Raw genomic sequence first — 11947 nt, 5'->3', positions numbered from 1 at the left:
TTTGACTAGCCTAACATCCAACCTAGTTAGCAGGGCGCGCATCGGGTGATTCAGGTCCCCGAATGTAAAATGCCGCCGCTCCTGCTTATCGCCACCGCTATAGCGGCAGCAACAAGCAGGAGCGGCGGCATTTCTTTACCGCTGGCGAATCCGGAGTTAGCCTTCGACTCCGAGCGTCTTCAGGATCAGCTCGCGCACGCGGCCGGCGTCGGCCTGTCCGCGAGTAACCTTCATAACGCCACCAACAATGGCGCCAACAGCCTGGACCTTGCCGCCACGGATCTTCTCCGCAACGTCGGGCTGAGCTGCCAGGGCTTCGTCGATCGCGGTCTGGAGAGCGCCGTCGTCGGAAACCACTGCCAGGCCACGCTTGGCCACAACCTCGGTGGGCGTGCCCTCTCCCTCAAGGACGCCGTCGAGCACCTTGCGGGCCAACTTGTCATTGATGGCGCCTGAGGCGATGAGCTTCTCAATTTCAACCACGACGGCGGGAGTGACACCCAGTGCTGCGGGGTCCACATCGGCCAGCTTGGCACGGCGGGCGATCTCGCCCATCCACCACTTACGGGCAGCTGCAGCGGTGGCACCGGCAGCAATGGTCTCTTCAATTTCGTCCATGAGGCCGGCGTTGACAACGTCGCGGAACTCGAGGTCGCTGTAGCCCCAGTCAGCCTGCAGACGCTTGCGGCGCTCGGCCGGCGGCTCGGGCAAGGTGGCACGGAGTTCCTCAACCCAGGCGGCGCTGGTGACGATGGGCACCAGATCCGGTTCCGGGAAGTAGCGGTAATCGTCAGCGTCAGACTTGGGGCGGCCCGAGGTGGTGGACTTGGTGTCCTCGTGCCAGTGACGGGTTTCCTGCGTGATTGCCACGCCGGAATCAAGAACAGCAGCGTGACGCTGGATCTCGAACTTCACGGCATTTTCGACGGCGCGCAGAGAGTTCACGTTCTTCGTCTCGGTACGTGTGCCGAGCTTTTCCTGGCCGTGCGGGCGCAGGGAAACGTTGGCGTCGCAACGGACGTTGCCGTGCTCCATCTTGGCCTCAGAAACGCCCAGGTTCTTCACGATTTCACGGATGGCCGCAACGTACGCCTTAGCCAACTCGGGGGCACGTGAGCCGGCGCCTTCAATGGTCTTGGTGACGATTTCAACCAGCGGCACACCTGAACGGTTGTAGTCCACTAGCGAGAAGTCGGCGCCCTGGATGCGGCCCGTGGAGCCACCCATGTGCGTCAGCTTTCCGGCGTCCTCTTCCATGTGAGCGCGTTCGATCTCGACATGGAAAACGGTGCCGTCCTCGAGCTCAATGTCGATCCAGCCGTCGTAGCAGATGGGGTCATCGTACTGAGAGGTCTGGAAGTTCTTCGGAGTGTCCGGGTAGAAGTACTGCTTGCGCGCAAAGGTGCTGTGCGGGGCAATCTTGCAGTTCAAGGCCAAGCCGATCAAGATCGATGACTCAACGGCCTTCTTGTTCACCACCGGCAGCACGCCAGGCAGTCCCAGGCACACCTCGTTGACGTTCGTGTTGGGCTCGTCGCCAAACACGTTGGGGGCGGAGGAGAACATCTTGGTCTTGGTGTTCAGCTCGACGTGAACCTCGAACCCGAGAACGGGCTCGTACTTTTCCATGGCTTCTTCGAAGCTCAAAATGGTTTCGGTGTTCATTAGTTAGCCTCCTCGGCTGCAACAGCTGTGGTAGCGAGTTCGGGGGCCTGGTTCAGCATGGGGCCGCCCCACTTGGCCTCGAGCAGGGATTCCAAAACAGCACCAACACGGTAAACGCGGGCGTCCTCGCGGGCCGGAGCCAGCAGCTGGATGCCCACGGGCAGGCCGTCTTCGTCTGCCAAGCCACCGGGCAAGGTCAACCCGGGGATGCCTGCCAGGTTTGCCGGAATGGTGGCAACGTCCTGCAGGTACATGGACAGCGGGTCATCAAGCTTCTCGCCCAACTTGAACGCCGTGGTGGGCGTGGTCGGGGAGATCAGCACGTCAACCTGCTCGAAGGCGGCCTCGAAGTCGCGCTGCACCAGGGTGCGTACACGCTGGGCTGAGCCGTAGTAGGCATCGTAGTAACCAGCGCTCAGAGCGTAGGTGCCCAAGATGATGCGGCGCTTGACCTCGGCACCGAAACCGGCAGCGCGAGTGGCACCCATGACGCGCTCAATGGTAAGCGGGCCCTCGGTGGGCAAAGTGCGCGCACCAAAGCGGACGCCGTCGAACTTGGCAAGGTTAGAAGACGCCTCACTCGGCATGATCAGGTAGTAGGCACCCAAGGCGTAACCGAAGTTGGGGCAGGAAACCTCAACGATCTCCGCACCTGCTTCACGCAAGAGTTCCAGAGATTCGTTGAAACGGTTCTCAACGCCGGCCTGGAAGCCTTCGCCGTGCAGTTCCTTGATGACACCAATCTTCATGCCCGCAACGTTACCCACGCGGGCGGCGTCGGCAAGGCCAGTGGACGGATCGGTCAGGGAGGTGGAGTCCTGGGGGTCGTAGCCGCCAATGACTTCCTGCAGCAGTGCCGAGTCCAGGACGGTGCGCGAAACCGGGCCGATCTGATCCAGCGAGGACGCCATGGCGATGGCACCGTACCGCGAAACCGCACCATAGGTGGGCTTCACGCCAACGGTTCCGGTGACAGAGCCCGGCTGGCGGATGGAGCCACCGGTGTCGGTACCCAGAGCCAGAGGAGCTTCGAAGGAGGCAACGGCGGCAGCGGAACCGCCACCTGAACCGCCGGGGATCCGGTCAAGATCCCAAGGGTTGCGCGTGAGGCCGTAGGCGGAGTGCTCCGTGGAGGAACCCATGGCGAACTCATCGAGGTTGGTCTTACCCAGCATCGGCATACGAGCGGCACGGATCTTCTTGATCACTGTGGCGTCGTAGGGGCTCATCCAGCCCTCGAGGATCTTGGAAGCAGCCGTGGTGGGCTGGCCCTTCGTCACGATTAAGTCCTTGATGGCGATTGGCACACCGGCGAGCTCGTGGAGCTCCTCACCGGCGGCGCGGCGCGCGTCAACATCGGCAGCGACGGCGAGCGCCTCTTCACCGTTGACGTGCAGGAACGCGTGGATGCCGCGCTCACCGCCGTCGATCTCGGCAATGCGGTCAAGGTGAGCCTGGACCAGCTCAACGGAGGTGATTTCGCCGGCGGCCAGCTTTGCAGCCATGACGGCGGCGCTGGAACGGATCAATTCAGATGCACTCATGGATTAGCTCTCCTCCAGGATTGCGGGAACCTTGAAACGGCCGTCAGATGCGTCCGGGGCACCCGAGAGTGCTTCTTCGACAGTGAGCACGTGGCCCACAACGTCTTCGCGCATGACGTTGGTCAGCGGAATCGGGTGCGAGGTGGCAGGTACGTCCGCCCCTGCAGCTTCGCTGACGCTCTTGACTGAATCCACAATTACTGCCAGCTCGGTGGCCATGCGGTCCAGTTCCTCGTCACTCATCTCGATGTGAGCCAGTTGCGCCAAGTGCGCCACGTCGTCACGGTTGATCGCAGCCATGGATCTCCCCTACAAAAAAGAAAAAAGTTATCCCCACTAGCTTATCTCGCATGGCAGAGCCTAAATCCCGCCCGCTAGGAGATGCCTGTCTCTGTTACGGGCTCAGTCTTGGTGCGTGTGCCCTTGCTGCGCCGGGCCCACAGGCGGGAACTGCTGGCTGAAAGAGCCAGCAGCACCAGAATGTCCAGAGGCAGACCCAGCGGACTTTCTGACAGTGAAACTTTCTCGCCGTGCAGGTACCTGAGGGCAGCTTGTATAACGAAGCCAACACTAAAGGCCAAGGCAGCAAGCCGCGCCCAGTTGCTGCCGCGGAGAATCAACACCATCAGCAGTCCGTAGAGGATAAAGGCAATGCTGGAGAGTCCAATCACCACCATCAGTAGCGCATCGACGCTTTGCTGATTCGCTGTGTTCAAGCTGGAGGCGGTGCTGACCACCGCTGTGTTCCAGCCCTTAGCCATCAGGGCAATGGTTACAATCCCCACCACACAACGGATGCCCATCAGCAGCACGCCGAGGGTGGTTTGTATGGGGCGCCTGTTCGCCAGCGCTGCACGCCGAGCATCGGTGTCTGGCCCGAGCGGTATTCCATCAGGCGCAATGGTGACGTGTCCGACGTCGACCACGGGCAGGTCCCCGTCGGTGACAATGGTGTCCCCTCCCCCATTACGCGAGTGATAGCCGCTGGAGAATTCCTTGATGACCCGCACCTCGATATCCTGCTCACCTTGTTGGAGGGTGCGCACAATATGGTCACGTTCAGTGTCGGTATCCGCGGCGATTTTATGCGTGAGCTGCAGGGTGAAGATGGAAAAACCAACGGCTCGGTCAAAGGTGCCAGCCGCCATCCAATCGACACGGTGCCCGCCCGGGAGCATCCACCCTTCAGGACAACGCCAGAAGCGCACATGGTGGCGTTTGGCGGGATTGCCGGCCACTTCCTGTTGATAGGCCAAATCCTGCGGGTGGCCGAAGAGCAGCAGCGGACTGACAGGGGCTTCATCGTAGCTTTGCCTCAGGACCGTTGAGGTGACGATGCGCCAGCTCGAACGCAGCGTGACTGGATCCGCCCTAATCCAGCCGGCGCGAGTCATCGCCTCATGCAGCTGTGCCTCGCTGCCAACGATGGCTAGATTAATTGGATCACCCAGCAGCCCGTCACTGGTTCGGGCCCGGCCAATGAAGTAGTCGGGGACATAAATGGTGGTCAGAATACGGTGTAGCCGCGGCAACACCAGATACGCCAGCACCATCCAAAACAGGAATATGAACGGGACCATATACCAGCCGCTGAAGAAGCCTTCGGAGAGCACTAGATAGGCCAGCCATAGGGCCGCGACTCCGCCGAAGATGAACGCCGAGTAGTCCGCCATGGAGGTGAAGGACCGGCCCCGTGAACGCCAAGTTCTGCCGGCCACTTGTGGCTTCAACGGCGCGCTCAATTACGGCACCCCGGGACGGTTGCTTTGTACACACCATGACACATACGGCCATCATACTGCCGCGTCTAAAGTGCCATTCGGTATACCCGCAGCATCTTGCCGTTCTCCGGGATGGGCCAATCACGCGCCGGAGCGCGAGTAAACCCCAGCTTTTTGTACAGTGCGTGTGCTGTGTGCCAGTCGTCGCCAGTGGTCAGGCTCACGGCCCGGATGCCCTCTGTGTGGCGGGCTCGGTCCAGGATCCACTCCACCATGGCTTTGCCGGCGCCACTGCGCTGCACCGCCGGGTCCACCACGAGGAGCCGGAATTCCAGCTCATCTTCGAGTGCGATGTCCGCCCAGACATCACCGTATACGGCCAAGGTCGCCGAGCCAATCACCACCCCGTCCCTCTCCGCCACGATCATGGGCGCCACAGCCGCCCGCTCCCCCACCTGCATAATCTTTTGCATGTAGGGGTACTCGGCGCTGTCAAAGTACCCGGCCCCGAGGTAGGCATCGGCGGTAATCCGGGCGACGGCGTCGTAGTCGTCTTCGGCGATGGGGCGAACTGTGGTGCTCATACATATGGCTTTCTGGTAGTTTCCTGGGGCTGTCACTGGCACAGACTCATAGAACTAATTCCTGAGCCTGTTGTCCGGGGCGTTTCTGGAACCGCTGCTGGCACAAGTTGTTGGCAGTGGGTCGACGCCAGAGCGTGTCTGCCTAAGTCTTCCGTACCTCGGTGCCGCTGGAGAAATTCGCAAGCGGCAGCCGGACTCCTGAGCTTCTCCAGAACCGGGACTCTTCAGCCACCTACGATTCGAAACAGCAGATAAAGGGAGTGCGAGGCTTCTCCGTGTTTCCAAACAGCAGGTAAAGGGGGTGCCAGCCTCTTACACCCCCTTTACCTGCCAATTGGAATGACGCCCAGCTATGACACCCCCGTTATCTGCTGTTTCGATTGCAGAGCAGACGTGAAGTCGAGGTGAAGTCAGCCGAACCACCAAACCCGCTGAATCAACTGCCTGATCTGCGGTATGGAGTTGACCTCCCAAGCAGATCCGGCCGGAAGGCTAGACCCACCGAGGTTCGGCCCAACCCAACCCGAGAGCCGGCACGTCAAAGACCGGCTCCACGCCTGGTATTTGGACCGCTGGAGGCAGCCTCAATCCAGGCCCCCACTGGGTGTTCTCAGGGATCAACCCAGTAGGATCCAGCTCCGGGGCAGGCGCATCCGGCTCCGAGGGTGCCGTGCGCATCAGCTCCACCGCAGTGCGCGCCAACGAAAGACGCGCACTGCGAACTGTCCCGTCGAGGCGGTCGCGCCAGGCGTTGATGGTGGCCGCCGCACACAAATACCCCGTGGCATGATCGAGCGCCTGAACCGGCAACGGATGGGGTGCCGCCGAGCCAAAGTACGCCATTCCGGCGTCAGCAATGCCACAGCTCATCTGCACCAGCGAATCAAAACCGCGCCTATGCTTCCACGGTCCGCCCCACCCATAAGCATTCAGCGCCACATCAATCAGATGTGGATAGCGCCGGGCCAGCTCCGCCTCCGAGATGCCCAATTTCTCCAGCGCATCGCCCCGGTAGCCGTGAACGAAAATATCAGCCCCAGCCAGCAATTCATGGAGCGCCCCCAGTCCGTCCGGAGATTTCAGGTCCAGTCTGGCGCAGCGTTTGCCTACTGTCAGCTCCGCCTCAAGCACCGGCTCTTCCCAGTCCGGCGGGTCAATCCGCAACACCTGGGCCCCGTATGACGCCAGAAAACGCGTAGCAACTGGCCCGGCAATAATCCGAGTCAGATCCAGCACCCGCACACCTGTCAAGGGTCGCTGCGGATCCGCGGGCCGGGAGCGGGCAGAGGCTCCGCCAGCGTCCCGTAAATCTGCAACGGCCCGCGGATCACCCCAGGAGATCAGCGGTTCAACAGCAACAGCCTGACCCTGCGGATGTGCCAACCACGCAGCGGGAGAGCGCATCAGCGCCGCACAACCGTTCGCGGCAACCATCGCGTTTTCCAAGGCCTCCCCATTCCACTGCACGACGGCGGCAGCCACCGTTGCGCAATCAGCGCCGGATTCCAGCCCGAGCACCTGCAGGGCGGCGGACTTATGGTGTGGGGCGTTGGTGTGGAGGCGAATCCAGCCGTCGGCACAGCGATAGTCGCCGGCGATGGCATCCCAGACTGGTGGCAGAGTCCAGCCAACGGGCGTGAACGACGTACCGAACCAGAGAGACGCCAGACCCCGGTCAACGCAGACATCCGGAGGTGCGGCACCGAAGCGTTGGGCCAGATCAGCCACTGCCTGCCCGGCTTCAGCCATGGCTGTAACGGCAAACCCGGTGACATCAAACGCCGAGGCAAGCGCCCCCGAGCCTGTAATTTTCATGGCGACACCCTTTCGTCCACACCAGCGACCAACCAGCGCCGTTTCCCAGCAACAGCTAATACGATTAAGCGCCCTGGTCATCACCTGATCTGTAGTTTCGAATCACCCAACCGCCACGACTTACTCCGCCGGGGCGAAGCCGTCTTCCAAACCCGGCACGCAGGCAGCGGTCCACACGGATAGCACTTCTTCCCTGGTTGGCAGCCCATTGATAGCAGGGCTCAGCACCGGACGGTGCACCCAGGCACCGGCCTCCTCGGCAATGAGACCTCCGGCGGCAAAGTCATGCTCGAACAAGCCGTATTCCAGATAAGCGTCTACGGATCCGTCGGCCACACCACACAGTTCCAGCGCCGCAGAACCCAGCCGGCGGACATCACCAAAGTGGTCCATCCGTGAGTCCAATTCGGACACCAGCCGCCGTCGCACATCGGTGTCGTAGCTCAGCGATGTGGACAGCAAGGTGCCACCACGCTTTTCCACCGGACCATGAAGCTGACGCACGGACTGAACACCGTCTGCACGAGTTTCATCCAGCCAAGCTCCACCGCCCAAGGACGCGAAGTAGATCCGACGAAGCGCCGGCGCGTTAACCACCCCAGCCAACCATTCGCCGTCGGGCCCCATTACGGCAACCGAGGTGCCGTAGTAGGCGATGTTGCGGATGAAGTTCATGGTGCCGTCGAGCGGGTCAATGCTCCACCGGTACCCCGACTGCTCGGGCGGAAGCGCCGGGGCCAACTCCTCGCCGGTGATGACGTCATGCGGGCGGGCATCGGCAATGACTGCCCGCACCGCGTTCTCGGCAGCCACGTCGAAGGCCGTCACCCAGTCAGCATCGGATGATTTCTCCGTCGCTGCGAAACCGGCCGGGTCCCGGACAGCGAGCACGGCGGCCCCGGCGGCGGCAGCACGCAAAGCCACTTCAAGAAGTTCGTCAACGGTCACGGAGGACGGATTCATGAGGATCCTTTGTTAGTCGGTCTCGGTTGGAAGCTCAGCGGAAGGCTCAGTGGCAGGCTCAGTGGCAGGCTCGGCCGCAGTAGGTCCGGATGCCAAAAGAAGCAAGAACGCTTCTTCATCCAGCACGGGGACTCCCAGTGCTTCCGCCTTGTCCAGCTTGGTGCCGGCAGCCTCCCCAGCCACCACGTACGAGGTGTTTTTAGAGACCGATCCGGCCGCTTTTCCGCCTCGAGTGATGATGGCTTCCTTGGCTTCGTCGCGGCTGAGCGTTGGCAACGTTCCGGTCACCACAATGGTCAGGCCCTCCAAGGTACGTGGCACGGATTCATCCACGGCATCGGCCATCAGCACACCGGAGGCAGCCCACGTGGCAACGATTTCCTGGTGCCAATCCACGGCAAACCACTCGATCAGCGCCTCGGCAATGATGGCGCCCACTCCGTCAACATTGGCCAACTGCTCGCGCGCGTCCGGAGCCGCCAACGCGTCCCGGATCGCTTCCATGGAACCGTAGCGGGTGGCCAGCGCACGCGATGCCGTAGGCCCAACATGCCTGATCGACAACGCCACCAGCACACGCCACAAGGGAGCCTTCTTCGCCTTTTCCAGCTCCTCGAACAGCTTTTCCGTGGTCTTGGTGGGTACCGACGGCTTCTTCGCGGTGGCCTTCGTGTAGAAGTACGGCACCTGTTGATAACGCCCGGTCCCCTCCCCCTTGGACCGAATCTCACGCCAAACTACGACGCCGGACAGGTCCAGTTGGGCGATTTCGAAGACCTGCGCTTCACTCGTTAAAGGGCCGGGACCAGCCGGGGCAATGGCCCCACCGTTCTCGGCTGGGTCGTCTCCCGGACCGGAGGTCAGCGCCATGGCGGCCTCATAGCCCAGCGCCTCAATATCAAATCCACCGCGGCCTGACAGATGCGCTACACGCTCGGTCAGCTGGCTAGGGCACGATCTGGTATTGGGGCAGCGGATGTCGATGTCGCCCTCCTTCGCCGGTGCCAGCTCTGTACCGCAGGACGGGCAGTGCGTGGGCATCACGAAGTCACGCACGGGCGGATCCTGCGCCTCGCGCAGCGCCATGACCGGGCCCACGATCTCCGGGATCACGTCCCCTGCCTTGCGTAGCACCACGATGTCACCAATCATGACGCCCTTGGCCTTGACCACATCCTGGTTGTGCAAGGTGGCCATTTCCACGGTGGAACCCGCTACCGTAACCGGTTCCATGACCCCGTAGGGGGTGACCCGGCCGGTTCGGCCCACATTGACACGGATGTCTAAAAGTTTGGTGTGGACTTCCTCCGGCGGGTACTTATACGCCACCGACCACCGCGGCACGCGCGAAGTATGGCCCAGCCTGCGCTGCGTAGCCAAGTCATCCACCTTGACCACAATGCCGTCAATTTCGTGAATCAAATCATGACGGTGCTCACCGTAGTAGGCGATGAAGTCCATGATCTCGGGCAGCGTATCAAGCACCTTGTAGTAGGGGCTGATGGGCATGCCCCACGATTTCAGCAGCTCGTATGTCTCGGACTGGGTGGCGGTGGATAGCCCTTCGCGGGCGCCGATCCCGTGGACATACATGCTCAGTGGGCGCTTGGCAGTCTCCGCCGGGTCCTTCTGGCGTAGCGAGCCAGCTGCGGAGTTGCGCGGGTTCGCAAACGGCGCCTTCCCGGCTGCGACCATCTGCTCGTTCAGAATGGCGAAGTCCTTCGAGGCAATGAAGACCTCGCCGCGAATCTCCACCTCGGAGGGAAAATTATCGCCGTGCAGCTTCTGTGGAATGGCCTTGATGGTGGCCACATTGTGCGTGATGTCCTCGCCTGTGGTCCCATCGCCGCGCGTTGCCGCCCGCACCAGCACGCCGTTGCGGTAAAGCAGGTTCACTGCCAGACCGTCGATCTTCAGCTCGGTCAGCCACTTCGGCGCCTGCCCGCCCTGCTTCTCAACCGATGCAGCCGCCTTGAGTAGCCACGCTTGAAGTTCTTCTAGGGAGAAAACATCCTCGAGCGAGTACATTCTGGCCAAATGGTCGACGGCGGCAAACGCCACTGAGACATCCCCACCCACCAGCTGGGTTGGGGAATCGTTGGTCACCAACTCTGGGTGCAGCGCCTCAAGCTTTTCCAGCTCGCTGTACAAAACGTCGAACTCCGCGTCAGAAACCAGCGGTGCGTCCTCGTTGTAGTACGCGGCGCGGTACTTTTGGACCAGGTCAACCAACTCGCCGTAGCGTTCCCTGTCGGCATCTGCCGGGACGGCGTCGGCGGGCACTGTGGCGCCGGAAGCTTCAGGCACGGCGACGCCGGTGGGTTCGGTGGACTCTGGCTGGGATACTGCATTCTCGCTGCTCACGGTACTATCTTGCCGTAAATCTACCCCGTGCGCTCCCCCGACTCTGAATCGTCGCCAAGGGTTCGTTGCTGAGCGGGGCTGCGTGCATCGGTCAGGCGACCGTGCAATAGCGGCCAACAGCCCCAAGCAGGAAGTTGGCCTGATCAGGGAAGGCGAACATGAGCCCGTTGCGCCCCATGATCGGCAACGGAATCTCCACCGGCTGGCCGCCACCTCTAAGGCATACCCGCATGGTCAGGACCGGGAAGCTCCTTCGTCCATTGAAAATGACGTAATGCTCGGGGTGGACGTAGGCGACGGCGGACCACGCCAAAGTGGCGTACGGAGCTCCTGATTGGGCGGAACGCCTCAGCTCGATTCCGCCCGGACCAACCGTGACCACAGGCGTCAAACCCAACCCCTGATGCCCCTGTCCAATGGCGGTGAGGGCGGCACGGAGCTCGGGCGTGCGCTGCGTCAGGAAGGCGACAGTGTGCGGCTGGGCGGCCTTGTCCACAGCCTGCCTGCGGCGCATGAACAGGACCATCGGTATCAAGATCAAGGCAAAAATGAACAGCACGAAGACAAACCCGGCCCCCACGATAAGCAGGGGGATGGCCACGTCTATGGGTGTGGAGGCTCCGCTTGTGGCAGCAACACCCGCCGTGAAAAGGAAAATCAACACGACTAGCCCCAGCAGGCCCCAGAGCATCGCCTTGTGTTTACGCCTCACACCAGGAATCTCAACGAACTGCGGCGCAGACGGCGTAGCGGGAGGAAGGAAACCCCAACCAGTCGGTGGGACAGGATCAGGCAGTTGGTTGTTTTCTGGCATGCCCACAAGCCTATTTGACCGAACCGCCAAGCCACGGCCAAGGACGAGCCCATGCCAGCGTTAAACAAAGCAACCCCCAGCCGAGGCCGGGGGTTGCTTGATGTGAAGCTGTGGGCCCACGCGCCCGAGGGTCCTGCTACGAGGAACGAGCAGAGGGAGGGCGTGGGGACTAGCTCGAAGCGTCGATCTGCTGCTGCTTCTGCTTGTTCACCACGGACTTGACGTGAGTCAGATCCTGGATGACGTTGTTGAGCTGCTTCTTGGAGGTGGGCCAGGTGGTGCCCTTGAAGCGGCTGGCGTCAGGGCCTTCCCAGCGAACGGACTGTGCTTTGCCGTCCAAGGTGCTCATTGCGGAGGTGATCTGGTCGATGGCGTTAGCCAACTTGGCGACCAGTTCTGCCATGTCCTGGGGATCGTTACCAATCATTGCCACGATGTACATCCTTTGCTGAAGTAAGAGACCCTGTGCTGGCTTGT

The 11947-nt window shown here is 61.7% G+C and carries 10 protein-coding genes; all 10 read right to left on the bottom strand.

What is annotated here, in order from left to right:
* Nucleotides 1-156: 156 nt before the first annotated feature.
* Complete coding sequence (gene gatB / locus CXQ93_RS02645; RefSeq protein WP_104108906.1) at nucleotides 157-1665, bottom strand: Asp-tRNA(Asn)/Glu-tRNA(Gln) amidotransferase subunit GatB; 1509 nt, start codon at nucleotides 1663-1665, stop codon at nucleotides 157-159.
* Nucleotides 1665-3209, bottom strand: a complete 1545-nt coding sequence (gatA, locus tag CXQ93_RS02640) for an Asp-tRNA(Asn)/Glu-tRNA(Gln) amidotransferase subunit GatA (RefSeq protein ID WP_104108905.1) — start codon at nucleotides 3207-3209, stop codon at nucleotides 1665-1667. Before gatA ends, gatB begins: the two co-directional genes overlap by 1 nt.
* Nucleotides 3210-3212: 3 nt before the next feature.
* Nucleotides 3213-3509, bottom strand: a complete 297-nt coding sequence (gene gatC / locus CXQ93_RS02635; protein WP_062291064.1) for an Asp-tRNA(Asn)/Glu-tRNA(Gln) amidotransferase subunit GatC — start codon at nucleotides 3507-3509, stop codon at nucleotides 3213-3215.
* Between the two features lie 74 nt (nucleotides 3510-3583).
* Entirely contained in the window at nucleotides 3584-4927 is a 1344-nt protein-coding gene (locus tag CXQ93_RS02630) for an LssY C-terminal domain-containing protein (RefSeq protein WP_258068543.1), read from the bottom strand.
* A gap of 89 nt (nucleotides 4928-5016) precedes the next feature.
* Nucleotides 5017-5514 (bottom strand): GNAT family N-acetyltransferase, encoded by a 498-nt coding sequence (locus CXQ93_RS02625; RefSeq protein ID WP_104108904.1) that lies wholly within the window; start codon nucleotides 5512-5514, stop codon nucleotides 5017-5019.
* A gap of 492 nt (nucleotides 5515-6006) precedes the next feature.
* Entirely contained in the window at nucleotides 6007-7329 is a 1323-nt protein-coding gene (locus CXQ93_RS02620; protein WP_219817313.1) for a CoA transferase, read from the bottom strand.
* Nucleotides 7330-7449: 120 nt separating this feature from the next.
* The gene (locus tag CXQ93_RS02615) at nucleotides 7450-8292 is read right to left on the bottom strand and encodes an inositol monophosphatase family protein (RefSeq protein ID WP_104108902.1); all 843 of its coding nucleotides are present in this window, start codon (nucleotides 8290-8292) and stop codon (nucleotides 7450-7452) included.
* 12 nt (nucleotides 8293-8304) lie between these two features.
* Entirely contained in the window at nucleotides 8305-10575 is a 2271-nt protein-coding gene (gene ligA / locus CXQ93_RS02610) for an NAD-dependent DNA ligase LigA (protein ID WP_374953384.1), read from the bottom strand.
* A gap of 172 nt (nucleotides 10576-10747) precedes the next feature.
* Complete coding sequence (locus tag CXQ93_RS02605) at nucleotides 10748-11470, bottom strand: hypothetical protein (protein ID WP_146073142.1); 723 nt, start codon at nucleotides 11468-11470, stop codon at nucleotides 10748-10750.
* Between the two features lie 169 nt (nucleotides 11471-11639).
* Complete coding sequence (locus CXQ93_RS02600) at nucleotides 11640-11903, bottom strand: hypothetical protein (protein WP_146073141.1); 264 nt, start codon at nucleotides 11901-11903, stop codon at nucleotides 11640-11642.
* Nucleotides 11904-11947 lie beyond the last annotated feature (44 nt).

Source organism: Arthrobacter sp. N199823, assembly GCF_002929705.1.
Lineage (GTDB): Bacteria > Actinomycetota > Actinomycetes > Actinomycetales > Micrococcaceae > Specibacter.
This window is presented reverse-complemented; position numbering and strand designations above follow the sequence as displayed.

What these genes read in the sequence shown, in the direction of transcription:
- CXQ93_RS02605 (WP_146073142.1), bottom strand. Translation starts at nt 11,470, where the DNA reads ATGCCAGAAAACAACCAACTGCCTGATCCTGTCCCACCGACTGGTTGG.
- CXQ93_RS02620 (WP_219817313.1), bottom strand. Translation starts at nt 7,329, where the DNA reads ATGAAAATTACAGGCTCGGGGGCGCTTGCCTCGGCGTTTGATGTCACC.
- CXQ93_RS02615 (WP_104108902.1), bottom strand. Translation starts at nt 8,292, where the DNA reads ATGAATCCGTCCTCCGTGACCGTTGACGAACTTCTTGAAGTGGCTTTG.
- gatC (WP_062291064.1), bottom strand. Translation starts at nt 3,509, where the DNA reads ATGGCTGCGATCAACCGTGACGACGTGGCGCACTTGGCGCAACTGGCT.
- CXQ93_RS02625 (WP_104108904.1), bottom strand. Translation starts at nt 5,514, where the DNA reads ATGAGCACCACAGTTCGCCCCATCGCCGAAGACGACTACGACGCCGTC.
- gatB (WP_104108906.1), bottom strand. Translation starts at nt 1,665, where the DNA reads ATGAACACCGAAACCATTTTGAGCTTCGAAGAAGCCATGGAAAAGTAC.
- gatA (WP_104108905.1), bottom strand. Translation starts at nt 3,209, where the DNA reads ATGAGTGCATCTGAATTGATCCGTTCCAGCGCCGCCGTCATGGCTGCA.